The 23,587-nt window shown below is 69.5% G+C and carries 14 protein-coding genes; 10 read left to right on the plus strand and 4 right to left on the minus strand.

The features are described 5' to 3' along the window. The first annotated feature begins 38 nt into the window (after positions 1–38). Both ACZ6SA_RS41570 and ACZ6SA_RS41575 read left to right on the plus strand, forming a co-directional pair. Positions 39–764 carry a haloacid dehalogenase type II gene (locus tag ACZ6SA_RS41570; RefSeq protein ID WP_347645197.1) on the plus strand — a complete coding sequence of 242 codons (726 nt, stop codon included), beginning with the start codon at positions 39–41 and terminating at the stop codon, positions 762–764. A 299-nt stretch (positions 765–1,063) separates the two neighbouring features. Further along, positions 1,064–2,137: an IS110 family RNA-guided transposase gene (locus tag ACZ6SA_RS41575; RefSeq protein ID WP_465834499.1), complete on the plus strand. Its 1,074-nt coding sequence runs from the start codon at positions 1,064–1,066 to the stop codon at positions 2,135–2,137. A 149-nt stretch (positions 2,138–2,286) separates the two neighbouring features. On the opposite strand, the gene ACZ6SA_RS41580 is transcribed toward ACZ6SA_RS41575, so the two are convergent. After that, complete coding sequence (locus tag ACZ6SA_RS41580; protein WP_347645195.1) at positions 2,287–3,840, minus strand: PucR family transcriptional regulator; 1,554 nt, start codon at positions 3,838–3,840, stop codon at positions 2,287–2,289. Between the two features lie 250 nt (positions 3,841–4,090). Between ACZ6SA_RS41580 and ACZ6SA_RS41585 the strand changes: the two genes are divergently transcribed. The 3 genes from ACZ6SA_RS41585 to ACZ6SA_RS41595 all read left to right on the plus strand — a co-directional run bounded on the left by ACZ6SA_RS41585 (position 4,091) and on the right by ACZ6SA_RS41595 (position 7,044). Next, positions 4,091–5,317, plus strand: coding sequence for a CaiB/BaiF CoA transferase family protein (locus ACZ6SA_RS41585; protein WP_465834501.1), 1,227 nt, complete (start codon positions 4,091–4,093; stop codon positions 5,315–5,317). Beyond that, on the plus strand, positions 5,298–6,650 hold the full coding sequence (locus tag ACZ6SA_RS41590) for an SLC13 family permease (protein ID WP_347645193.1): 1,353 nt from the start codon (positions 5,298–5,300) through the stop codon (positions 6,648–6,650). The genes ACZ6SA_RS41585 and ACZ6SA_RS41590 overlap by 20 nt, the downstream gene beginning before the upstream one ends. A 232-nt stretch (positions 6,651–6,882) precedes the next feature. Then, complete coding sequence (locus ACZ6SA_RS41595; protein WP_465834503.1) at positions 6,883–7,044, plus strand: hypothetical protein; 162 nt, start codon at positions 6,883–6,885, stop codon at positions 7,042–7,044. Here ACZ6SA_RS41595 and ACZ6SA_RS41600 read toward each other — a convergent pair. After that, positions 7,025–7,690 (minus strand): GntR family transcriptional regulator, encoded by a 666-nt coding sequence (locus tag ACZ6SA_RS41600; RefSeq protein WP_465834505.1) that lies wholly within the window; start codon positions 7,688–7,690, stop codon positions 7,025–7,027. The two genes, ACZ6SA_RS41595 and ACZ6SA_RS41600, sit on opposite strands and share 20 nt — an antisense overlap. Before the next feature lie 92 nt (positions 7,691–7,782). On the opposite strand from ACZ6SA_RS41600, the gene ACZ6SA_RS41605 reads away from it, so the two are divergent. After that, positions 7,783–10,635, plus strand: coding sequence for an FAD-binding and (Fe-S)-binding domain-containing protein (locus ACZ6SA_RS41605; RefSeq protein ID WP_465834507.1), 2,853 nt, complete (start codon positions 7,783–7,785; stop codon positions 10,633–10,635). 153 nt (positions 10,636–10,788) lie between these two features. On the opposite strand, the gene ACZ6SA_RS41610 is transcribed toward ACZ6SA_RS41605, so the two are convergent. Further along, complete coding sequence (locus ACZ6SA_RS41610) at positions 10,789–11,295, minus strand: flavin reductase family protein (RefSeq protein ID WP_347645187.1); 507 nt, start codon at positions 11,293–11,295, stop codon at positions 10,789–10,791. Continuing rightward, the gene (locus ACZ6SA_RS41615) at positions 11,292–12,332 is read right to left on the minus strand and encodes a MupA/Atu3671 family FMN-dependent luciferase-like monooxygenase (RefSeq protein WP_465834509.1); all 1,041 of its coding nucleotides are present in this window, start codon (positions 12,330–12,332) and stop codon (positions 11,292–11,294) included. Before ACZ6SA_RS41615 ends, ACZ6SA_RS41610 begins: the two co-directional genes overlap by 4 nt. A gap of 494 nt (positions 12,333–12,826) precedes the next feature. On the opposite strand from ACZ6SA_RS41615, the gene ACZ6SA_RS41620 reads away from it, so the two are divergent. From ACZ6SA_RS41620 to ACZ6SA_RS41635, 4 genes are all read left to right on the plus strand, one after another. Further along, positions 12,827–14,344, plus strand: a complete 1,518-nt coding sequence (locus ACZ6SA_RS41620) for an acyl-CoA carboxylase subunit beta (protein WP_347645540.1) — start codon at positions 12,827–12,829, stop codon at positions 14,342–14,344. Further along, positions 14,344–14,586, plus strand: a complete 243-nt coding sequence (locus tag ACZ6SA_RS41625) for an acyl-CoA carboxylase subunit epsilon (RefSeq protein ID WP_465834519.1) — start codon at positions 14,344–14,346, stop codon at positions 14,584–14,586. Before ACZ6SA_RS41620 ends, ACZ6SA_RS41625 begins: the two co-directional genes overlap by 1 nt. A 28-nt stretch (positions 14,587–14,614) precedes the next feature. Beyond that, positions 14,615–15,373, plus strand: coding sequence for a thioesterase II family protein (locus tag ACZ6SA_RS41630; protein ID WP_347645182.1), 759 nt, complete (start codon positions 14,615–14,617; stop codon positions 15,371–15,373). A gap of 37 nt (positions 15,374–15,410) precedes the next feature. Beyond that, on the plus strand, positions 15,411–23,587 hold an 8,177-nt coding region (locus ACZ6SA_RS41635; protein ID WP_465834512.1), incomplete at its 3' end, for a type I polyketide synthase.

The following is a 23,587-nucleotide window of genomic DNA, read 5'->3' on the forward strand; positions in this document are numbered from 1 at the left end:
GTCGGTGTGCAGCACGTACGCACATCCGAGGAGTTTCTGTGAGCATTGAAGACATCCGCGACGTGAAGGCCGTCATGTTCGACTTCTACGGCACTGTCGTCGACATGCAGGGAAGCCTGACCCGCGCGGTCGCCCCGTACCTGGAACGCAAGGGTTACACGAAGAACCCGCCTGGGCGCCTGGTCACCTGGTGGCGCAGGACTCACTTCGAAAACTCGATGATCGACGCTCTGCTGCATCGCGACCACACGCCGTACCGTCAGATCGGGTTCGAGGCCGTCGACTACACCCTCGAGCGAGCGGGCATCGAGCACACCGACGACGAGGTGCGCGAACTCGTCGACGAGATAACGCGACTCGACCCATTCCCGGACGTCGTCCAGGCGCTCACCGAGATGAAGGAGCACGGGCTCAAGCTGTACATCCTCTCCAATGGGGACCCGGACATGCTCGCAGCGGGCGTTCCCTACTCGGGCACCGCCGATCTGTGGGACCGCGTCATGTCCGTCGCCGAGGCCGACTCGTTCAAGCCTCACCGCACGACCTACCACACCGCGGCCGCGCTCGTCGGACTCGGACGCCACGACATCCTGTTCGTGGCCAACCACGCATTCGATTGCATCGGCGCGAAGGCGGCCGGCCTCCGGTCGGCGTTCGTCGACCGCCGCAAGCGCCCGTTCGGCAACGGACGCTACTCCGCCGACGTCACCGTCTCCGACATGGCCGAACTCGCCGCCCTGCTGAAGACCACGGTGGAGATCTGACTGCCGCGCGTGCCATAGCGCTCCTGGCTACGGAGTCTCAGGTCCGCGCCAGGAGCGGCATGTCACCCGCTGACAGAGATGATGTAGGGGAGCACCTCCCGCCAGTCCTGACCCACCCTCTGACTGACCTCGGGTCTTCAACGGGATCTGTCGGTCTGAGCGGGAAGTGCTCGCCTGCACCCACCGGACGTGGCGTTGTGACCTCATAGGAGCCTGGCCAGAGGCCCCTTCTCTGTCTTGTCCGCCCTGCCCGGCCGGTGCGTGCCGCCCTGCCCACCGGTCAAGAGCACAGGACGACGATGCCCTCCATTACACCCGACACCACCGCGATCGACGAAGTCGCCGGCGGCGTTGACACCCATCAGGACACGCACACCGCAGCCGTGATCGACCACGTTGGCCGCGTGCTGGGCACCGAGCAATTCCCCGCCGACACCACCGGCTACAGCATGCTGCTCACCTGGATGCGGTCGTTCGGCACCGTGACGGTCGTGGGCATCGAAGGAACCGGCGCCTACGGTGCCGGGCTGGCCCGCTACCTGCGCCGCCAGGAGATGAACCTGACCGAAGTCGACCGGCCCGACCGCAAAACTCGACGTTTCCAGGGCAAGTCCGACCCGATCGACGCGATCCAAGCGGCCAAGACCGCGCTGGCCGGCGACCGGACCGGCACACCCAAACAGCGCGACGGCCGGGTGGAAGCCCTGCGCTGCCTGCGCATCGCCCGCCGCTCGGCCGTCGACCAGCGTGCCGGCGCCCAGCGCCAGATCAAAGCCCTGATCATCACCGCCTCCGACGACCTGCGCACCCAACTGCGCGGCCTGTCCGCCAAGAAGCTCATCGCCACCTGCGCCGCGCTGCGCCCCGACCCCGCCCACGCCGGCGACCCGGCCACCGCGACGATGATCGCCCTGCGATCCCTGGCCCGCCGCCACCAGCAGCTCACCACCGAGATCAACAACCTCGACGAACTGCTGGAACCCCTCGTGGCCGCCATCAACCCCGCCCTGCTCGCCGTCCACGGCCTCGGCCCCGACACCGCCGGCCAGCTCCTGGTCACCGCCGGCGAAAACCACGACCGGCTCGACTCAGAAGCCGCCTTCGCCATGCTCTGCGGCGTCGCCCCGATCCCCGCATCGTCCGGCAAAACCCACCGCCACCGCCTCAACCGCGGCGGCGACCGCCAAGCCAACGCCGCCCTCTACCGCATCGCCCTGGTCCGCCTGCGCTGGGACCCACGCACCCGCGCCTACATGGAACGACGCACCCAAGACGGCCTGTCCAAGAAAGAGATCATCCGCTGCCTCAAGCGCTACATCGCCCGCGAGCTCTATCGGGTCATCACCAGAACTGATCATGAACCCAGTGCTTGACATCAATAGGAGCATCCAGTGGACCGCCATCACGCCAGTCGGCCATGTGCACGACGCCGCAGTGAACCGATGGAACAACGCCCATGACCGGCGTCTCGATGACGAAGCTCAATCGTTGATCAACAGTGGTTCGGCTCGCATGCGTGGTCTCAGACAGCTTGCGATTCGCTCACGTGAGCGCTACGCAGCAGGATCGCTGCGGCGAGGCGCTCATTGGCGTCGTTCAGATCGAGGCCGGACACCTCGGCGATCCTTTGAACGCGATGCCTGAGTGTGTTCGGGTGCAGGTACAACCGTGATGCGGCGGCTGATATCGATCCGAACTCGTCGAGGAAGGTCGCAAGGGTCTCGACCAGGTTGGAGTCGTGGCGTTGGTCGTATGCGACCAGGGCGTCGATGGGTCCTCGCGGCACAACGTTGTTCTCATTGAGGCCGCGGCAGGCGGCGACGAGCACGAGCCCGGCCCAGCTCGTCTCGGGGGTCATCATCCGGCCGCTGCTGCCTTCGGAGCGCGCGATTGCCAGCAGGTCCTCGACGATCCGCTTGGTCGCCGGCACCGTCTCTGGCGTCGCGGCGAGGGGCCCGATGGCCGCGTTCGCGCGTACTCCCATCCGGGCCAGCTGTCCGAGAGCCAGCTGAGCGCTCTTGACCAGGCGCCCATGGGTGGTGACGCCAGCCGACACGACAGCCCAGTATGCGCCGTCGAGCGGTGCAACCAGCGAAGAGGCGTCGATCGCGCCCAGGTGCAGAGAGAGGAAGTGGACGAACCGTTCGCTGACCTGCTCATCTGGGGGAACGTCTGCGCTCCCGGGCCCCTGGTCGAGTCCGAAACCGAGGACGAACAGCTCGCGCGCGACCTTCGACCCCTCGCCGGACAACATGGGCGCGGGTAGCGCGCCCTCGCGCAGCAGCGTTCGCACGGTTCGTTCGCGTGTGATTCTCTCAGCGTCCTGTGCGCGGTGGTGTCGCAGCACCACAGGCACTGCCAGTCGTGCGGCTCGTCGCAGGGCCTCCTCTGCATGCGGAGGAAATGGTGTGGCGCCCTCCGCGACGGAGATCTCGCCTATGACTTCGTCGCCGGTGTGCACGGCGATGCGCAACCGCGTGTGCAGGTCCTGGTAGTCGGCGACCCTCACCACGCGGCCGGGTTCGGAGTAGGTCTGGTAGGCCGTACGGTCGATCGTGAAGCGTCTGATCCACTGGTCAGGCGTGCGGCGGCCGAGAATCGCGTCACGGCGAACGTGGTCGATCTCGTGGCCCTGAACCGAATAGGCGATAACCCGGTGGGCGCGGTCGTAGAGCACGACAGAGCCGCCGACCATGACGGCCACCGCATCGGCGAGGCCGTGGACCGAACTGGGACCCGTGGCGTCGCTCGCCTCGTCATGTGATGCCAGCAGCATCGTCCGGAGCAGCACGAACAGCGGCGTCCACGCGATGTCGGAGTCGAGCACCACGACGTTGGGGCGAGGCTCCACCTGCGCGCTCGAGGACACGACTACCGCACGGCATCCTGCGCGTTCCGCTTGGTCGACGAGGTCCTGCTCGGCTCCCGATCGAATGGCAAGGACGATCTGACCGGGACCGATCGTGGTGGCGCCGTCATCGAGCAGCACTTCGTTCAGATCCGGGTCGAACTTCGCCGTGCTGCGCGCCCGTAGCGGGCCATCGCCGATGGCCATGAGCAGCTCAGAGAGCAGCACGTCTCACCTCCGTTGTCGATACTCACCGAGTGTAGGTGCGTCCCCGCTGGTGACAGCGAGTCCGTTGGCGGAAGTTCCAATGGAGCCCACCCGACGTCGTAGTAATGCCCGTCGTAGGTTCCCACCCAGGTCCATAGCGTGACAGGCGACACATTTCGTGAGCCATGTGGAGCCACGCGTGACAGCACATCCAACGGTCACACCGTCGACAAGAACCAGCACTCACTACTGTGGCCCGCCACTGCGCGGCGTGAGAGTGGTTGAGGTCGGGCATGCCGTCGCCGCTCCTCTGTGCGCCCGGCACCTCGCCGACCTTGGCGCCGATGTCGTCAAGGTCGAGGCACCCGCCGGTGATCTGGCGCGTGGCTACGACTCGGTCGTCGACGGAGACTCGGCCTACTTCGCGTGGGCGAACTACGGCAAGCGCAGCGTGGTGCTGGACCTGCGCTCCGATGGTGGCAGCGCCAGCTTTGAGCGGCTCGTGAGCCAGGCCGACGTTCTGGTCCACAACCTGGCGCCGGGGGCGATGAGCCGGCTCGGGTTCGACCACGAGCACCTGGCCGGGCTCAACCCGCGGATCGTCAACTGCGCCATCTCCGGCTACGGCACCTCCGGTCCGATGGCCGACCGCAAGGCGTTCGACCTGCTCATCCAGGGCGAGTCCGGCTTGATGTCGGTCACCGGAACCGAGGAAGAGCTCGCCAAGGTCGGCATCTCCGTGGTGGACATGTGCACCGCGGTGTACGCCCTGGCCGCTGTCCAGGCGGCGCTCATCGAGCGGTCGACGACTGGCGCTGGTCGCCTGGTCGAGATCTCGATGCTCGACTGCATCGCCGAATGGATGATGGCGCCCGCCTATCACCAGATCCACGCCGACAGCACACCCCGGCGGGAGGGGGCCCGGCACAACATGATGATCCCCTACGGGCTCTACCGGACCGGGTCTTCGACGTCGGTCAACTTCGCCGTTCAGACGACATCGCACTGGCGGGCACTGTGCGAGGACGTGTTGGGAGCGCCTGAGCTCACAGAACATCCGGATTTCGCCACCAACGCCGACCGCGTCCGCAACCGCGGTGTCCTCGAGCCGCGCCTGGAAGAGCTCCTGACCGCCATCGGGCACGAGGAGTCCGTGCGACGGCTGCTCGCAGCTGGAATCCCTTCAGGCGAGGTCAACGACCTGCGTGGCCTGATCGAGCACCCTCAGCTCCGGGCGCGAGACCGCTGGATGTCGATCCGCACCAGCGGCGGTCTCGCGCCGACCGTCCGGGCCCCGTTCAACCTGCGGACCGACAACTCGCCCGTCCCGTCCGTGCCGGCGCTCGGTGAGCACACCGCGAGCGTCCTGGCCGAACTCAACGACGCTGGTCACGGCGAGAACAACACAAGCCCGCGCGGGTCGGCCCTCAACGGCTCGCGGCAAAGTGAAGACAACCTGCCCCGGGGCACCAGGAACGGTGAGCATCGTGCCAGTTGAGATCATCGCGCTGAGCGCATTCGTCGTCATCTTTCTGCTGGGCACAATCCGCTCGGTCAACATGGGCACCGTCGCACTGGTCGGCGCCTTCATCGTCGGTGGTCTCGTCTATTCAGTCCCGGCCAAGACGGTCCTCGACGGCTTCCCGGGCGAGATGTTCGTGATCCTTGTCGGCGTCACTTACCTGTTCGCCATCGCCGATTACAACGGAACAGTCGAGCGGCTGGTGCAAGCGGCCGTCGCAGCAGTCGGCGGACGCACAGGCCTGGTGCCCTGGACCATGTTCGCCGTCCCGGCCTGCCTCACCGCCGTCGGCGCCGCGGCACCGGCCGCCTGCGCCATCGTCGTGCCGATCGCGCTGAAGTTCGCCGTCAAGCACCGGATCAACCCGGTGATGATGAGCATGATGGTGATCCAGGGCACCACTGCCGGCGGCTTCTCGCCCATAGGCATCTACGGGGTCATCGTCAACGGCCTCAGCGCGGGAGCCGGCCTCCCGACCAGCCCGCTGCTGCTGTTCGCGGGCACCTTCGTCACGACCCTCATCCTGGCCGCAATCGCGTACATCACGCTCGGCGGCCGCGAGCTCCTGACCCAGCGCGCCGTTCCCGCAACCGTCACCGCACCGGTCCACAGCACCACCGGGGCCGAGTCGAAGCTCCGGTCTCCCGGCGCGACCGTGACGGCCGGCGGCACCGCCGATGTCGAGCCCGATCCGCTGGAGGGCTCCGGCCGGCTCGGTCTCGAGCAGATCTGCACTCTGGTCGGCATCATCGCGCTGGTCGTCCTGACCCTGACGTTCGGCCTCGACGTCGGGTTCGTGGCCCTCACCATCGCTGTGCTGCTCTCGCTGGTGTTCACCGGCTCCGCTCAGGCGGCTGTCGGGAAGGTGGCCTGGTCAACGGTTCTGCTGATCTGCGGGATCATCACCTACGTGGCTCTCCTGCAGGGACAGGGCACCATCGACTGGCTCGGTAGTGGCATCGCTGACATCGACGCCCCGCTGCTGGCCGCCATCGTGATCCTTTTCATTGGCTCTGTGGTCTCCGCGTTCGCCTCGACTACCGCTCTGCTCGGAGTCGTGGTGCCGCTCGCGACCCCGTTCTTGCTGACGGACCAGATCGGCGCGACGGCCTTCATCGTCGCACTTGCGGTGTCCAGTTCGGTGGTCGACTGCAGCCCGTTGTCGACGATGGGGGCCCTGGCCGTGGCGAACTCTGAGGAGAGCAAGCGCGCGAACGTCTTCTCCAGTTTGATGCGCTGGGGCCTGTCACTGATCGTGATCGCCCCGATCGTGACCTTCGCGGTGCTGGTGCTGCCCTCCTCAGTATGAGCGGGCTCGAACGGTGGTCGTCGCCGGGGTGAGCCGGTGTCCCGCTCATCCCCGGCGACACCTCCAAGGTGGGGCCGACGCCCGCCGCCTGGCACACCGAGCGGACGCTGCTGGACCGGCCTGTCCACGAGCCCTTCCCGATCTGCGACGCCCACTGCCGGACCTCCGTCGACCAGGTCGCGCGGGCACTCCGATCGCCAGGAATCTCGCCGCTACCGCAAGGGGAACACCGTTGAATCCTGAATACCTCGACGAGGACAGCACGGTCATCCTCTTCGGCGCGGAGGGCGCCACGAACCCGTTGCTCTACGGGGAGATCGTCGGCCGTTCACCAGGAGAGGTGTTCGTCCTTTACGAGAAGGCACCTGTCTCGCCTATGACAGCCACTCCCTGAGGTTGTCGTGGTCGCCGGCCAGGAGGAGGTCGGCGGTGTTGAGCAGGTGGACACGCATGGCGCGGGTGGCCACCTCGCGCTCCCCGGCGCGGATCGCTTCGGCGATCGCCTCGTGCTCGGCGAGTATCTCCAGGGGACTGCGTCCACCGGGGACCGTCCTGCGACCCTGCAGGGAAATTGCGTCGCGCAGCCCGGTGACGAACGCGACCAGGCGCCGGTTGCCACTAGCGCGCAAAATCACCTCGTGGAAGGCGCGGTCCGCGGCGAAGAACGCCTCACGGTCGGCCTGATGGGCGCGCATATCCGCGAGTGCGCTGTCGAGATCGGTCACGGGGAAGTCCTGCCGTTGCGCTGCCAGGCCCGCCGTCGGCGGCTCCAGGAGCAGCCGGAGTGTGAAGACCTCGTTGATGTCCTGGTCATTGCTGGTGAGGATGCGCGCACCACGGTTGCGTTCGATGCGCACCAGTCCCGCATCGGCGAGCTTCAGCAGCGCCTCTCGGACCGGGGTCCGAGAGGCGCCGAACCGCTCACCGAGCTCCTGCGCGGAGTACAGCCGCCCCGGCGCGAGTTCGCCGCTGATGATCGCATCGCGCACGGTGACGGTCAGCCGCTCACTCTTCGTGTGCTCCTTGGGCAACCGCTCCACCGTCTCTCCTCTCGCCGTCGCCTCGAATCCTAGAGGTCATTCACTGTAAGGTGTTGCATGCAACAGTTGCATGTAACTTGGAGGTGGTCTTCATGGCGGTCACCGCGACGGCGCTGGCCGGGAAACTGGCGGAGGAACTGCCCGGCATGGTGCGCACGGGTCTGGCAGCGCGGGCGGCGTATGGATCCGATGCCTCGATCTACCGGCAGATGCCCGTCGCTGTCGTCGAACCGCGCACGGCGAGGGACGTCGCGACCGCGGTCCGGCTGGCCGGCGCGGTCGGAGCCCCCGTTACGGCGCGCGGCGGCGGCACCTCGGTTGCGGGCAACGCCATCGGAACCGGTGTGGTGCTCGACCTCTCCCGGCGGATGGACAAGATCCTCGAGATCGATGCGGGGACGCGTACCGCACGGGTGCAGCCGGGGGTGGTGCTCGACGATCTGCGTGCCGCGGCGGGCCGGTACGGGCTCACGTTCGGCCCCGACCCGTCCACCCACTCCCGGTGCACCATCGGCGGAATGATCGGCAACAACGCCTGCGGTGCGCACTCGGTGGCCTGGGGCACGACAGCGGACAATGTCATCGGGCTGCGGATGGTCAGCGCCGACGGCAGCGAGCTCGTCGCTGCGGGCACCACCAGCGGCGACGGTGATCTGGACGGGCGGCTGCGCGCGCTGGTACGGGACAACCTCGCGCTCCTGCGCACCGAGCTGGGGCGGTTCGGCCGGCAGGTCTCGGGTTACGGGCTGCATCACCTGTTGCCGGAAAACGGCTTCGACGTGGCCAAGGCGCTGGTGGGCAGCGAGGGCACCTGCGGGGTGGTCACCGAGGCTACCGTTCGGCTCGTGGAGACCCCGGCCGCATCCGCGCTGCTGGTCCTCGGATTCCCCGACGTCTACCTGGCCGCTGAGGTCGCGCCGGAACTGGCGGCCGCGGGGGCGATGACCGTCGAAGGCATGGGCGCCGACCTGCTCGCCGCGCTGCGTTCAAGGCCGGGTAAGGCCGTTGCCGGCGCCGATCTTCCCGATGGCCAGGCCTGGCTGTACTGCGAGACCGGCGGCACGTCCACCGCCGAGGCCGTCGAGCGGGCGTACGCGCTGGCCCGGCTCGCCGGCGGGGCAACGGCGCTGGTGGTGACGGAACCGGCCCGGGCCCGCGCGTTGTGGCGGATCAGGGAGGCAGGGGCCGGCATCGTCACCCGGCTCGCCGACGGGGGCGAGGCATGGCCCGGATGGGAGGACTCCGCGGTGCCGCCCCGCAATCTGGCCGCCTACCTCCGTGACCTCTCCTCGTTGCTGGACGAGCACGAGCTCCGCGGTGTTCCGTACGGCCACTTCGGGGAGGGCTGCCTGCATCTGCGGGTGGACTTCGCGCTTGACACCCAGAAGGGGCTGGCCGCGTACCGGTCGTTCATCACCGACGCCGCCGGGCTCGTCGCCGCGCACGGCGGCTCGCTGTCCGGTGAGCACGGGGACGGGCGGGCGCGCTCGGAGTTGCTCGGCGTCATCTACTCGCAGCCGATGCTGGACTGCTTCGCCGCGTTCAAGCACCTCCTCGACCCGCGGGCGACGCTGAACCCCGGCGTGCTGGTCGACCCGGCGCCGATCGATGCAGCCGTGCGGCCAGGACCCGAGCGCGGTGCGTTGGAGGTGACGCCGGTACACGCGTTGCACCGGGACGCCGGCTCGTTCGCCGCGGCCGTCCACCGGTGCGTCGGGGTGGGAGCCTGCAGGTCACTGGATTCCGGGAGCATGTGCCCGTCGTTCAAGGCGACCCGCGACGAGGTGCACTCCACGCGTGGGCGGGCGCGGGTGCTCGCCGAGATGCTGCGCGGGGAGTCAGTTCCGGGCGGCTGGCGCTCCAAGGAGGTGCGTGAGGCGCTCGACCTGTGCCTTTCGTGCAAGGCGTGCGCGGACGAATGCCCAGTCAATGTGGACATGGCCACCTACAAAGCGGAGTTCCTGCACCATCACTACGCGGGGCGGGTACGGCCGGCCGCGCACTACTCGATGGGCTGGCTGCCGCTGCTGGCGAGGCTGATCGCCGCGGTGCCCGGGCTCGCCAGGCTCGCCGGCGTGGTGCTGGCACGACGCCCGATCGCGGCGTTCGCCAAACGGCTGGGCGGAATCGAGCCGCGGCGCGAGCTGATCCGCTTCGCGCCGCGGTCGTTCGCGCAGTGGATGCGGCGGCACGAGTCGTCGGGAATGGGAACCGTGGTGCTGTGGCCGGACAGCTTCACGAACTACCTCAGCCCTGACGTCGGGAAAGCAGCCGTGGAAGTGCTGGAGGCGTTGGGATATAGGGTGGTGCTTCCAGACGGCTTCGTCTGCTGCGGGCTGACCTTGCACTCAACGGGGCAGCTCGGCGCCGCCCGCCGGATGCTCGCCAGGTCCCTCGACCTCCTCGCGCCGCACCTGGCCGCTGGACGGACAATCATCGGGCTGGAGCCGTCCTGCACGGTGATGCTGCGTGACGAGGCCAGCGAACTACTGCCTGAGGACCTGCGGGCTCGGCGACTCTCGGCGCAGACGCAGACGTTCGCTGAGTTCGTCGCTCAACATGAAGACCCGTGGCCCTTCCGCCGGCTCGATGTGCGTGCTGTGGCGCAGGTGCACTGTCACCAGGAGGCGAAGGGCTCGTATGAAGCGGACCGCGAGGTGCTGACGCGGGTCGGCGTCGATGCCGATGTGGTCTCGTCGGGATGTTGCGGTCTGGCAGGTAACTTCGGCTTCGAGCGCGGCCACTGGGACGTCTCCCAGGCCTGCGCCGAGCGAGCGCTCTATCCCAAGGTTCGTGCTGCGGGTGAGGAGGACCTGGTGTTGGCCGACGGCTTCTCCTGCCGCACCCAGATCGCCCAGGGCACCAACCGTCATGGCACCCATCTGGCCCAGGTGCTCCGCGACGCGTTGGACAGCGAGCCGGCGATCAGGAGGGCGGAAAGGTAGCGGCACGCACGACCAGCGCAGGGGCAGCAGCGGGCCCCGAATTCCCGCCTGCGGGAACCTTGATGAACAGCGGGTCCGGGGTCCGAGTCCCTGGCGGCGCACCACCCGAAAGGCGCTCTCCGGCAGGGGAGCGCCTTTCGTCGTTTCCGCCTCTCAGAGCAGCACCCTGCCGAGCCGCCCGCGGTGGAAGACCAGCGGGTCGTCGCCGGCGGCGTCGTTGGTGGTCAGGTCGATCACCCTGGCGAGGATCAGTTCGTGGTCCCCCACCAGGTGGCAGGAGTCGAGCATGCAGTCGATCCACGCGACCGCGCCGGTGATCGCCGGATGGCCGCTCCCGTTCACCGTCCAGCCGACCCCGGAGAACCGGTCGGCCCCCTTCTTCGAGAACGACTGGCACACCCGCTCCTGACCGGCGCTCAGCATGCTGATGGTGAACGCGCCGGCGGCCCGGATGTACGGCCACGTGGTCGAGGTGTGGGCGGCGCAGAAACTCACGATGGGCGGGTCGAGGGAGACGGAGGTGAAGGAGTTCACGGTGAAACCGTGCGGCTCGCCGTCCGCCAGGGCGGCGACCACCACGACGCCCGTCGGGTAGTGACCGAGCGCGCGTCTCAACCGCGCGCTGTCGATCATGACGGCGCCGGCCGGCGGCGCGCTCACCGTGCTTCCCACCGCTGCTTGAGCCGGGCGAGGTGACGCAGGCCGTCGAGGACGGCGTCCGTGTCGGGGACGAAGTCGATGAGGCAGGCCACCTCGTCGACGCCGATCCTCTCCAGCGAGCTCAACAGCGCCATGCCGTCGTCGACGGTGCCGAACAGGCCGCCCGTCTCGAAGTACCGCTCGAAGGAGACCTCCAGGAGGAACTCGATGTCCTCCGGGTCCATCTGGTCCGGGTCGATGCCCGGCATCAGCTCCTCCGCCGCCTTCAGGACCAGGCCGAGCGAACTGCGCAGGTAGTCGGTGAACGGATCGTGCACCACCTCCCGCACCTTGGCGCGGTCCTCGCCGACGAACGTGTGCAACATCAGCGCCACGTGGCCGGCCCCGTTGTGCGCCCTGGCGTGGTGCTCGCGGTATTCGGCGACCTTGCGGACGAGATCGTCGAGGCTCTGGCCGAGCAGGTGGGTGAGGATGCCGACGCCGAGGTCGCCCGCCTGGCGGAACGTCTCCGGGTTGCCCGAGCTGGTGAGCCACGTCGGCAGCTCCGGCTGGACCGGCGCCGGATGGGTGCGCAGCTTGACCGACTCGCCCGCGCCGTCGACCAGCTCCACCTCCTCCTGCCGCCACAGCCGCCGCACCGTGTCGATGGTGTCCATCGTCACCTGGCGGCGGTCGGCGTAGTTCTCGGGCCTCAGCGCGAAGTCGACCACGTGCCAGCCGGGCGCGAACGAGACGCCGGCCCGGCCGCCGGAAAGGTTGTCCACCACCGCCCATTCCTCGGCGATGCGCGCCGGGTGGTGCAGCGGGGCCACGACGCTTCCCGCGCGGATCGCGACGTTCTCCGTCACCGCGGCGACGGCCGCCGCGGTCACCGCCGGATTGGGATAACGGCCGCCGAATTCATGGAAATGCCGCTCGGGTGTCCACACCGCGGAGAAACCGTTGGTGTCGGCGAACCTGGCCCCTTCGAGCAGCAGCCGGTATTGGTCGGATCCGGTCCGGACACCGTCCGCGAAATAGAATAAACCAAAGTCCACCGGTGTCTCCTTACACGCCGCGCTGGTGCGCCCCGGCCGGGCACACCGGCGAGATTTCAGGTTGCCGAGCGGCACCAGTATTCGCGATGCGCGAAGCGTGGGGTAACCCCTATGCCCCACTAGACGTGCTGCTCGCGGCGGGGCACGAACCCTCCCGTGCAGGCAACCCCTATCGCCCCCCTGAAGCGTGGCGACGGCACCGCGGGAAAATTCCGGGCGCTCCCCTGGAAAGCCCAGGTTTCTCCTCGATCGCCGTCCAGGGGATTCCGTAGGGGAATGCAGGCGGATATTAGGGGGCGAATCCCGTAGCTAGGTCGCGGGCCCATGGGCTGGAATGAGACGTGACTGGGGCGGGGCATCCGGGCACGCGCTCGAAGGGCGTGCCCGCTGATATCCCGCTCATAGGCCGAGAGGATATACGCAACGTGACTCTGACCACAGAACGCGGCTTGGAACCGCCTCTCTCCCTGCGGGAGCGGGTGGCCGAACTCGGCATGATCAAGGATCAGGCGCGCGGCGGGGAAGCTCGGCCGGCCAAGGACCCGCAGCGGGCGAGGGGCAAGCTCACCGTCGACGAGCGGCTCGACCTGCTCTTCGACCCGGGCACCTTCACCGAGATCGAGCCGCTGCGCCGGCACCGCGCCAGCGGCTTCGGCATGGAGGACCGGCGGCCCTACACCGACGGCGTGATCACCGGCTGGGGCAAGGTGCACGGCCGCACCGTCTTCGTCTACGCGCACGACTTCCGCATCTTCGGCGGCTCGCTGGGCGAGGCGCACGCCCAGAAGATCCACAAACTCATGGATCTCGCCACGACGACCGGCGCGCCGCTCGTCAGCCTCAGCGACGGCGCCGGCGCCCGCATCCAGGAGGGCGTGACCGCGCTCGCCGGCTACGGCGGGATCTTCCAGCGCAACGTGCAGGCCTCCGGGGTCATCCCGCAGATCAGCGTGATCCTCGGCCCCTGCGCGGGCGGCGCCACCTACTCCCCGGCGCTCACCGACTTCACCTTCATGGTCAGCGGCATCTCGCAGATGTACATCACCGGCCCCAACGTGGTCGAAGCGGTCACCGGCGAGAAGATCAGCCATGACGAGCTCGGCGGGGCCCAGGTGCACGGCACCGTCTCGGGCGCGGCGGGCTTCGTCTACGACAACGAGGCCGACTGCCTGGAGGAGGTCCGCTACCTCCTCTCCCTCCTGCCCGCCAACAACCGCGAGTCGCCGCCCGCCCTGGCCACCGCCGACCCGGCGGACCGGCGGTGCGAGGCGCTGCTCGACATCGTGCCCTCCGAGCTGACCCGCTCGTACGACATGCGCGAGGTCATCCACGAAGTCACCGACGACGGCGACTTCTTCGAGGTGCACAGCACGTGGGCCACCAACGTCGTCTGCGCCCTGGCCAGGATCGACGGCCAGGTCGTCGGCATCGTGGCCAACCAGCCCGCCTCGCTGGCGGGCGTGCTGGACATCAACGCCTCGGAGAAGGCGGCCAGGTTCGTGCAGTTCTGCGATGGGTTCAGCATCCCCCTGGTCACCCTGGTCGACGTCCCCGGCTTCCTGCCCGGCCGCGACCAGGAGCACGCCGGCATCATCCGGCACGGGGCCAAGCTGCTGTACGCGTACTGCAACGCCACCGTCCCGCGCATCCAGGTCATCCTGCGCAAGGCGTACGGAGGGGCGTACATCGTGATGGACTCCCGCTCCATCGGAGCGGACCTGTCCTTCGCCTGGCCCACGAACGAGATCGCCGTCATGGGCGCCGAGGGCGCCGCGAACGTCGTGTTCCGCAAGGAGATCGCCGCGGCCGACGACCCCGACACGGCCCGCGCCCGGCTGATCAGGGAGTACCGGCAGGAGCTGATGCACCCCTACTACGCCGCGGAGCGCGGGCTGGTCGACGACGTGATCGACCCGGCCGAGACCAGGGCGGTGCTGGCGCGGTCGCTGGCCATGCTCCGCGCGAAGACCGCGAAGGTCCCGTACCGCAAGCACGGAAACCTGCCGATGTGATGGGCGGCGACGGGGCGGTGTTCAGGTTCGTACGCGGCGAGCTGGACCAGGAGGAGGTGGCCGCGGTGGTGACGGCACTGCTGCACCGCCTCGCGCCGGGCGCGGAGCAGGGGAACACCCCGCCGCCCAGGCCGGCGACGCGGGCGGACGGCCCGCGCTGGACCGGGGGCGCCTCCTCCCGCCCGCCCGCCTGGGACGAGCCGCACACATTCCAGGCGCCGAACTCCTGGTCGCCAGGGTGAGTGCGGACATCAACGGAAGGAAAACCCAGTGATCACCGAAACCGGAACGTGGGTGCGGCGCTTCTTCTCCGCGCCGGACAGCCGCGAGAGCGCCACGCGCCTGATCTGCTTCCCGCACGCGGGCGGCTCGGCCTCCTATTTCCACCCGGTCGCCAAGCAGCTCACGCCGCGGTTCGACGTCCTGGCGATCCAGTATCCGGGCCGGCAGGAACGCCGCCACGAGCCGTGCATCGACGACATCGGCGAGCTCGCGGACCGCGTCACGGCGGAGATCGTGCCGCTGGCGGACCGGCCGATGGCCTTCTTCGGGCACAGCATGGGCGCCGTGGTCGCGTTCGAGGTGGCCAGAAGGCTGATGGAGCGGAACCTCGCGCCGCGGGTGCTCTTCGCCTCCGGCCGGCGCGCCCCCTCGTGCGTGCGCGTCGAGACCGTGCACAAGGAGGGCGACCAGGCCCTCCTCGCCGAGGTGCGGCGGCTCGGCGGCACCGACGTGCGCATGCTGGCCGACCCCGAGCTGCAGAGCATGATCCTGCCGTCGCTGCGCGGCGACTACACGGCCATCATGACCTACCGCTGCACGCCCGGCGCCAGAATCGACGCCCCGATCGTCGTCCTGACCGGCGACCGTGACCCCCATGTCACCACGGACGAGGCGGCCCGCTGGAAAGAGCACACCAGCGGCGCGTTCGACCTGCACGTCTTCCGCGGCGGTCACTTCTACCTGAACGACCACGCCGCCGCGGTCATGCGGACGATCACCGAGAACATCCCCGCCGCCCAGGCGTAGATCCCCCTTTCGGTAGCACGAAGAGTACGAGGCGAGAATGGCTGCGAACGACACCAAGCTCATCGAGGCCCTGCGTTCCTCCTTGAAGGAGACGGAACGGCTGCGTGCGCAGAACCGTTCTCTCGCCGAGGCGGCGCGCGAGCCGATCGCGATCGTGGGAATGGCCTGCCGTTTCCCCGGCGGGGTGCTCTCACCCGAGGACCTGTGGAACCTGGTGGCCTCCGGCCAGGACGCGATCGGGGAGTTCCCCGTGGACCGGGGCTGGGATCTGGCGGCGCTGTACGACCCCGATCCGGACAGTCACGGGACCACGTATGCGCGGCATGGCGGGTTCCTGTACGAGGCGGGGGAGTTCGATCCGGCGTTCTTCGGGATCTCGCCGCGTGAGGCGTTGGCGATGGATCCGCAGCAGCGGTTGTTGCTGGAGGCTTCGTGGGAGGCGATGGAGCGGGCCGGGATCGATCCGGCGGGGTTGCGGGGCAGCAGGACCGGCGTGTTCGCGGGCGTGATGTACCACGACTACGCCCCCGCCACCGTGCCCCAGGAGCTGGAAGGGCTGGTCGGCACCGGCAACTCGGGCAGCATCGCGTCCGGGCGCGTGTCGTACACGTTCGGGTTCGAGGGCCCGGCGGTGACCGTGGACACCGCGTGCTCGTCGTCGCTGGTGTCGCTGCACCTCGCGGTGCAGGCGCTGCGGTCGGGCGAGTGCGAGCTGGCGCTGGCCGGCGGCGTGACGATCATGGCGACGCCCGGGACGTTCGTGGAGTTCTCGCGGCAGCGGGGTCTGTCGCCTGATGGTCGTTGTAAGGCGTTCTCGGCTGGTGCTGATGGCACGGGGTGGGCTGAGGGTGTCGGGATGTTGCTGGTGGAGCGGTTGTCGGATGCGCGGCGGCTCGGTCATCGGGTGCTGGCGGTGGTGCGTGGTTCGGCGATCAATCAGGACGGTGCGAGTAATGGGTTGACGGCGCCGAACGGTCCGTCGCAGCAGCGGGTGATCCGGCAGGCGTTGGCGAATGCGGGGTTGTCGGCGGCTGAGGTGGATGTGGTGGAGGCGCATGGGACGGGGACGTCGCTGGGTGATCCGATCGAGGCGCAGGCGCTGATCGCTGCTTATGGTCAGGATCGGGATCGGCCGTTGTGGTTGGGGTCGTTGAAGTCGAACATCGGTCATGCGCAGGCGGCTGCGGGTGTGGGCGGTGTGATCAAGATGGTGATGGCGCTGCGGCACGGCACGTTGCCGAAGACGCTGCATGTGGATGAGCCGTCGCCGCATGTGGACTGGTCGGCGGGTGCGGTGGAGTTGCTGACCGAGGCCCGCCCGTGGGACGAGCTCGACCGCCCGCGCCGCGCCGCCGTCTCGTCCTTCGGCGTGAGCGGCACCAACGCCCACGTGATCATCGAGCAGGGCGACGAGAGCGAGATCACCACGGGCGACGACGGGGCTCTGCCGGTGCTGCCCTGGCTCATCTCGGCCAGGAGCCCCGAGGCGCTGGCCGGGCAGGCCCGGCGGCTCGCCTCGTGGGTCACCGAGCGCCCCGGGACCGACCCGGCCGGGATCGCCTGGACGCTGGCCGGCGGCCGCAGCGTGCTGGAGCACCGCGCGGTGGTCGTGGGCGCCGACCGCTCCGAACTGCTCGCCGGGCTGGAGGCGCTGGCCGAGGACCCCTCCGGCGCGATCTCCGGAAGCGGTTCCGGCGGGAAGGTGGCGCTGCTGTTCGCCGGCCAGGGCAGCCAGCGGCTCGGCATGGGCCGCGAGCTCGCCGAGGCGTTTCCCGTGTTCGGCGCCGAACTGGACGAGATCTGCCGGGTGCTCGATCCGCTGTTGCCGCATCCCGTACGTGAGGTGATGTTCTCCGATCCCGAGGGTGTGTTGAACGAGACGGGGATGACGCAGCCTGCGTTGTTCGCCTTTGAGGTGGCGCTGTACAGGTTGCTGGCTTCGTTGGGTGTGCGGGCGGATGTGCTGGTGGGGCATTCGATCGGGGAGATCGCTGCTGCTTATGTGGCGGGGGTGTTCTCGTTGGAGGATGCCTGCACGTTGGTGGCGGCTCGTGCGCGGTTGATGCAGGCGTTGCCTTCTGGTGGGGCGATGCTGGCGGTGGCTGCCCCGGAGGCTGAGGTCCTGCCGTTGCTGGCTGGTCGTGAGGACCGGGTGGGGATCGCGGCGGTGAACGGTCCGGCTGCGGTGGTGGTGTCCGGTGACGAATCCGCGATCGCCGAGATCGAGAGCCGCGCGCAGGTCCGCACCCGCCGGTTGCGGGTGTCGCATGCGTTCCATTCGCCGTTGATGGAGCCGATGCTGGCCGACTTCGCGGAGGCGATCAGCGACATCACTTTCCACGAGCCGGCGATCCCGGTCGTCTCGAACGTGACGGGTTGCCTGGCCGAGCCCGGCCAGCTGACCGACCCGTCGTACTGGGTCGAGCACGTACGCGGCGCGGTGCGGTTCGCCGACGGCGTCGCCGCCGCCCGTACGGCAGGCGCCAAGGTCTGGATCGAGGTCGGCCCCGACACCACCCTGACCGCGCTGGCCCAGCAGAGCGCCGAGGACGGCGTCTTCGTCCCGAGCACGCGCAAGGACCGCGCAGAGCCGCTCGCGTTCGTGCAGGCCCTGGGCCATCTGCACGTGCGCGGCGTGGCCGTCGACTGGGAGGCGTTCTTCGCCCCCGCCCGCCCGTCGCTCGTGGACCTGCCCACCTACGCCTTCCAGCACCAGCGGTACTGGATCTCCGCGCGCGCCGGCGCCGGCGACATGGCCGGGGCGGGGCTCGCGGCCTTCGACCATCCCCTGCTGAGCGCGGTGACCGAAGTGGCCGGCGGCGAGTCGGTCATCTTCAGCGGCCGCCTGTCCGTGGCCACCCAGCCGTGGCTGGCCGACCACGCCGTCAACGGCACGATCCTGCTCCCCGGGACGGCGTTCCTGGAGCTGGCGCTGCAGGCTGGCCAGGAAGTGGGCAGCCCGCTCGTCAAGGAGCTCACCCTGCAGGCGCCGCTGCTGCTGCCCCCCGGCGGCGGGCGCCAGGTGCAGGTGGTCGTCGGCGCCGCCGACGCCTCCGGCGCGCGGTCGATCGCCATCCACTCCCGTGCCGACGGCGACACCGCCGGCACGTGGACCCGGCACGCCGACGGCGCGCTGTCCGCCGCCGCGACCGCGCCCGCCGACGGCCTAGAGCAGTGGCCGCCGGCCGGCGCCGACGCGGTCGACGTGTCCGGCGCCTACGAGCTGCTGCTCGGCATGGGGTACGAGTACGGGCCCGTCTTCCAGGGGCTGCAGGCCGCCTGGCGGCGGGACCAGGACGTGTTCGCCGAGGTCGAGCTGCCCGAGCAGGCGCACGCCGACGCGGCCAGGTCGGGGCTGCACCCCGCGCTCCTCGACGCCGCGATGCACGCCCAGCTGATCGCCGGGGACGGGCAGACCGTGCTCCCGTTCTCCTGGGCCGGAGCGCGGCTGCACGCGGCCGGCGCGAGCAGCGTACGGGTGCGGATCTCCCGCCTCCGCGAAACCTCCATCGCCCTGACCATCGCCGACGCCGACGGCGCGCCGGTGTTGTCGGTCGAGTCGCTCGCCGTCCGCCCGGTCTCGGCGGAACAGCTCACCGCCGCGGGCAATGACCACGCCGAGTCGCTGTTCCGGGTGGAGTGGACGCCCGTCTCCGCCCCCGACACCGCCGAGCAGCCCCAGCTGCCCGAGCTGGCGTCGGTCGCCGGGGACGCCGCCGTGCCGGACGCGGTCACGTACGAGGTGACCCCGCCGGAGGCGGAGGTCCTCGACGCCGTCCACGAGACCCTCGCCGACGTGCTGAGCGCGGTGCAGGGATGGCTGGCCGACGAGCGGTTCGCGTCGTCGCGGCTGGTGGTGGTGACGCGGGGTGGGGTGGCCGTTGGCGACGGCGATCGGGTTGACGTGTCGGCGGCTCCGGTGTGGGGGCTGGTACGGGCGGCCGAGGCGGAGAACCCGGGGCGGTTCGTGCTGGTGGACGTGGACGGCAGCGCCGAGTCGTGGGACACGCTGGCCGGGGTGGCGGCCTCCGGAGAGCCGGAGGCCGCGGTCCGCGGTGGCCAGATCAGGGCTCCGCGGCTGGTGAGGGCCGGAACGTCGGCCGGCGAGCCGGTGTTCGGGCCCGAGGGGACCGTCCTGGTGACCGGCGGGACCGGTGGGCTGGGCGCGCTGGTGGCGCGTCACCTGGTGGCCGAGCACGGCGTTCGGAACCTGCTGCTGGTCAGCCGGCGCGGGCTCGATGCGCCCGGCGCCACCGAGCTGGTGGCGGAGCTGTCGGAGCTGGGTGCCGAGGTGGACGTGGCGGCCTGCGACGTGGCCGACCGTGACGCGCTCGCCACGGTGATCGCGTCCATCCCCGAGGAGCGCGCGCTGCGCGGCGTGGTCCACGCGGCGGGCGTCAGTGACAACGGGCTGGTGGGGTCGCTGTCGGCCGAACGGCTGCACCGGGTGCTGGGACCGAAGGCCGACGCGGCCTGGCACCTGCACGAGCTCACCCGTGACCTGGACCTGTCGGCGTTCGTGCTGTTCTCGTCCGCGGGCGGTTCCGTCCTGGCGGCAGGGCAGGCCAACTACGCCGCCGCGAACGTGTTCCTCGACGCCCTCGCGGTGCACCGGCAGTCGTCGGGGCTGGTCGCCACGTCACTGGCGTACGGGCTGTGGGAGACCGACGCGGGCATGAGCGGCTCGCTGAGCGAGGCCGACTTCGGACGGATGCGGCGCCAGGGCCTGCCGGCGTTGACCGTGGACGAAGGGCTGGCGCTGTTCGACGCCGGAGCGGGCTCGGACGCGGCGGCGCTGGTTCCGCTGCGCATCGACACGAGCGCGCTGGCCGGCCGCGGCTCCCGCCTTCCCGCGCTGCTGCGCGGCCTGGTACGCGGGTCGGTACGGCAGGTGGCCCGCTCGACCGGATCGAAGCTGGCCCGCCGGCTCGCCGGGCTGGAGGGCGCGGAACGCGGCAGGATGTTGCTGCTGGAACTCGTCCGCAAGGAAGCGGCCAAGGTGCTGGGCCACGCCTCGGCGGACGCGGTGCAGCCCGACCGCGCCTTCCAGGAGCTCGGCTTCGACTCCCTGACGGCCGTCGAGTTCCGCAACCAGCTCACGGCCGCCATCGGCGTGCCGCTCCCGGCCACGCTCATCTTCGACTACCCGACCGCTGAGGCCATCGCCGACCACCTGGCCAACCAGATGGCCGGTGGGCAGGCCGCCCAGGCCGCCGTGACCGCCACGAAGGTGGTCGACGAGCCGATCGCGATCGTGGGGATGGCGTGTCGCTATCCGGGTGGTGTGCTGTCGCCGGAGGATCTGTGGGAGCTGGTGGCGCAGGCCCGCGACGGGGTGGGGGAGTTCCCCTCCGACCGTGGCTGGGACCTGGACAAGCTCTACAACCCCGACCCCGACAGCCGGGGCACCTCGTACGCGCGGCACGGCGGGTTCCTCTATGACGCGGCTGAGTTCGATCCGGGGTTCTTCGGGATCTCGCCGCGTGAGGCGTTGGCGATGGATCCGCAGCAGCGGTTGTTGCTGGAGGCGTCGTGGGAGGCGGTTGAGCGGGCGGGGATTGATCCGGTGGGGTTGCGGGGGAGTCGGACGGGTGTGTTCGCGGGGGTGATGTATCACGACTATGGGTTGGGGACGCCGGCGAATACCAGTGGTGGGAGTTTGGTGTCGGGCCGGGTGTCGTACACGTTGGGGTTGGAGGGCCCGGCGGTGACGGTGGATACGGCGTGTTCGTCGTCGTTGGTGGCGTTGCATTGGGCGGCGCAGGCGTTGCGGTCGGGTGAGTGTGATCTGGCGTTGGCCGGTGGTGTGACGGTGATGTCGACGCCGGGGATGTTCGTCGAGTTTTCGCGGCAGCGGGGGTTGGCTGCGGATGGGCGGTGTAAGGCGTTTTCGGCTGGTGCTGATGGCACGGGGTGGGGTGAGGGCGTTGGTGTGCTGCTGGTGGAGCGGTTGTCGGACGCGGAACGTCACGGTCATCGGGTGCTGGCGGTTATCCGGGGCAGTGCGGTCAATCAGGATGGTGCGAGTAACGGGATCACGGCTCCGAACGGTCCGTCGCAGCAGCGGGTGATCCGGCAGGCTTTGGCGAATGCGGGCCTGTCGGTGGCTGACGTGGACGCGGTGGAGGCGCACGGCACCGGCACGACCCTGGGCGACCCGATCGAGGCCCAGGCACTGCTGGCGACCTATGGCCAGGAACGGCCCGATGACCGGCCCGTGTGGCTCGGGTCGCTGAAGTCCAACATCGGTCACACACAGGCCGCCTCAGGCGTGGGCGGTGTGATCAAGATGGTGATGGCGCTGCGCAACGGCATGCTGCCTCAAACTCTGCACGCCGACGAGCCGTCGCCGCATGTGGACTGGTCGGCGGGTGCGGTGAAGCTGTTGACCGAGCCGCAGCCGTGGCAGGAGAACGGGCACGCTCGCCGGGCCGCTGTGTCGTCGTTCGGGATCAGTGGCACGAACGCTCACGTGATCATCGAGCAGGGCCCGGTCGCGGAGCCGGAGCCCGAGCCGGTGGGACAGGCGCCGGTGGTGCCGTGGCTGGTGTCGGCGAAGGATGTGCGGGCGTTGCGGGCGCAGGCCGGTCGGCTCGCGTCGTGGATCACAGCACGACCGGAGTTGGACCCGGCAGATGTGGCGTGGTCGTTGGCGACGGGCCGGGCGGTGCTGGAGCAGCGTGCGGTCGTGGTGGGCGGCGATCGGGACGAGTTGGTGGCCGGGTTGCGGGCGCTGGCTGACGATCCCTCTGCTGCGATCTCGGGTAGCGGTTCTGGCGGGAAGCTGGCGTTGTTGTTCGCGGGTCAGGGTAGCCAGCGGGTCGGGATGGGGTCGGTGCTGGTTGAGCACTTCCCGGTGTTCGCGGAGGCGTTGGACGAGATCTGCGCTCGGTTCGAGGCGTTGTTGCCGCATTCGCTGCGTGAGGTGATGTTCGCCGACCCGGACGGTGTGTTGAGCGAGACGGGGATGACGCAGCCTGCGTTGTTCGCCTTTGAGGTGGCGCTGTACAGGTTGCTGGCTTCGTTGGGTGTGCGGGCGGATGTGCTGGTGGGGCATTCGATCGGGGAGATTGCTGCTGCTCATGTGGCGGGGGTGTTCTCGTTGGAGGATGCCTGCACGTTGGTGGCGGCTCGGGCGCGGTTGATGCAGGCGTTGCCTTCTGGTGGGGCGATGTTGGCCGTCGCCGCGCCTGAGGAGCAGGTGCTGGCGTTGCTGGCTGGTCGTGAGGACCGGGTGGGGATCGCGGCGGTGAACGGTCCGGCTGCGGTGGTGGTGTCCGGTGACGAGGCGGCGGTCGCGGAGATCGAGGGTCAGGCGCTGGTGCGGACGCGCCGGTTGCGGGTGTCGCACGCTTTTCATTCGCCGTTGATGGAGCCGATGCTGGCTGAGTTCGCGGAGGCGATCAGCGGGATCGGCTTCCATGAGCCGGTGATTCCGGTCGTTTCGAACGTGACGGGTCGTCTGGCTGAGCCTGGTCAGCTGACCGACCCTTCGTACTGGGTCGAGCATGTGCGTGGTGCGGTGCGGTTCGCGGATGGGGTGACGGCTTGCGGGGCGGCTCATTTCTTGGAGGTGGGTCCGGATGGGGTGCTGACGGGGTTGGCGCAGCAGAGCGTGGATGCGGTGTTCGTGCCGGCTGTGCGTAAGGGCCGGGACGAGGTCCGGGCGCTGGTCGAAGCGCTGGGACGGCTGCATGTTCACGGCATCGGCGTGGACTGGGAAGCGGTTCTCGCTTCGGGCCGGTTCGTGGACCTGCCGACCTATGCCTTCCAGCATGAGCGGTTCTGGGTGCCGGCGGCTCTGGAGTCGCAGGACGTGGGCGCGGCCGGGCTGGGCGCCATCGACCATCCCATGCTTCGTGCCGCCATTTCCGCACCGGACTCCGACACCCATACCTTCACGGGCCGGTTGTCGCTCGATGGGCAGTCGTGGCTGGTTGATCATCAGGTGGATGGCCGGGTGGTGGTGCCGGGGGCGGCGCTGGTGGAGCTGGCGTTGCGTGCGGGTCTGGAGCTGGGGTGTGCGCGGCTGGTCGAGTTGACGATGCAGGCGCCGTTGGTGGTGCCGGCCGGAGCCGGGGTGGATGTCCAGCTGGTGGCCGGTCCGTGTGACGACGCCGGTGGCCGCCCGGTGGGGTTGTACTCGCGTGAGGGTCAGGCGGAGTGGACGCTGCACGCGCAGGGGTTGCTGGCTGAGGAGGGCGAGCAGCCGGT

The organism is Nonomuraea sp. NPDC049378 (assembly GCF_055586745.1).

Excerpts from the sequence above, each read along its gene's own strand:
- ACZ6SA_RS41605 (WP_465834507.1), top strand. The coding sequence starts at position 7,783 with ATGGCGGTCACCGCGACGGCGCTGGCCGGGAAACTGGCGGAGGAACTG.
- ACZ6SA_RS41620 (WP_347645540.1), top strand. The coding sequence starts at position 12,827 with ATGATCAAGGATCAGGCGCGCGGCGGGGAAGCTCGGCCGGCCAAGGAC.
- ACZ6SA_RS41625 (WP_465834519.1), top strand. The coding sequence starts at position 14,344 with ATGGGCGGCGACGGGGCGGTGTTCAGGTTCGTACGCGGCGAGCTGGAC.
- ACZ6SA_RS41575 (WP_465834499.1), top strand. The coding sequence starts at position 1,064 with ATGCCCTCCATTACACCCGACACCACCGCGATCGACGAAGTCGCCGGC.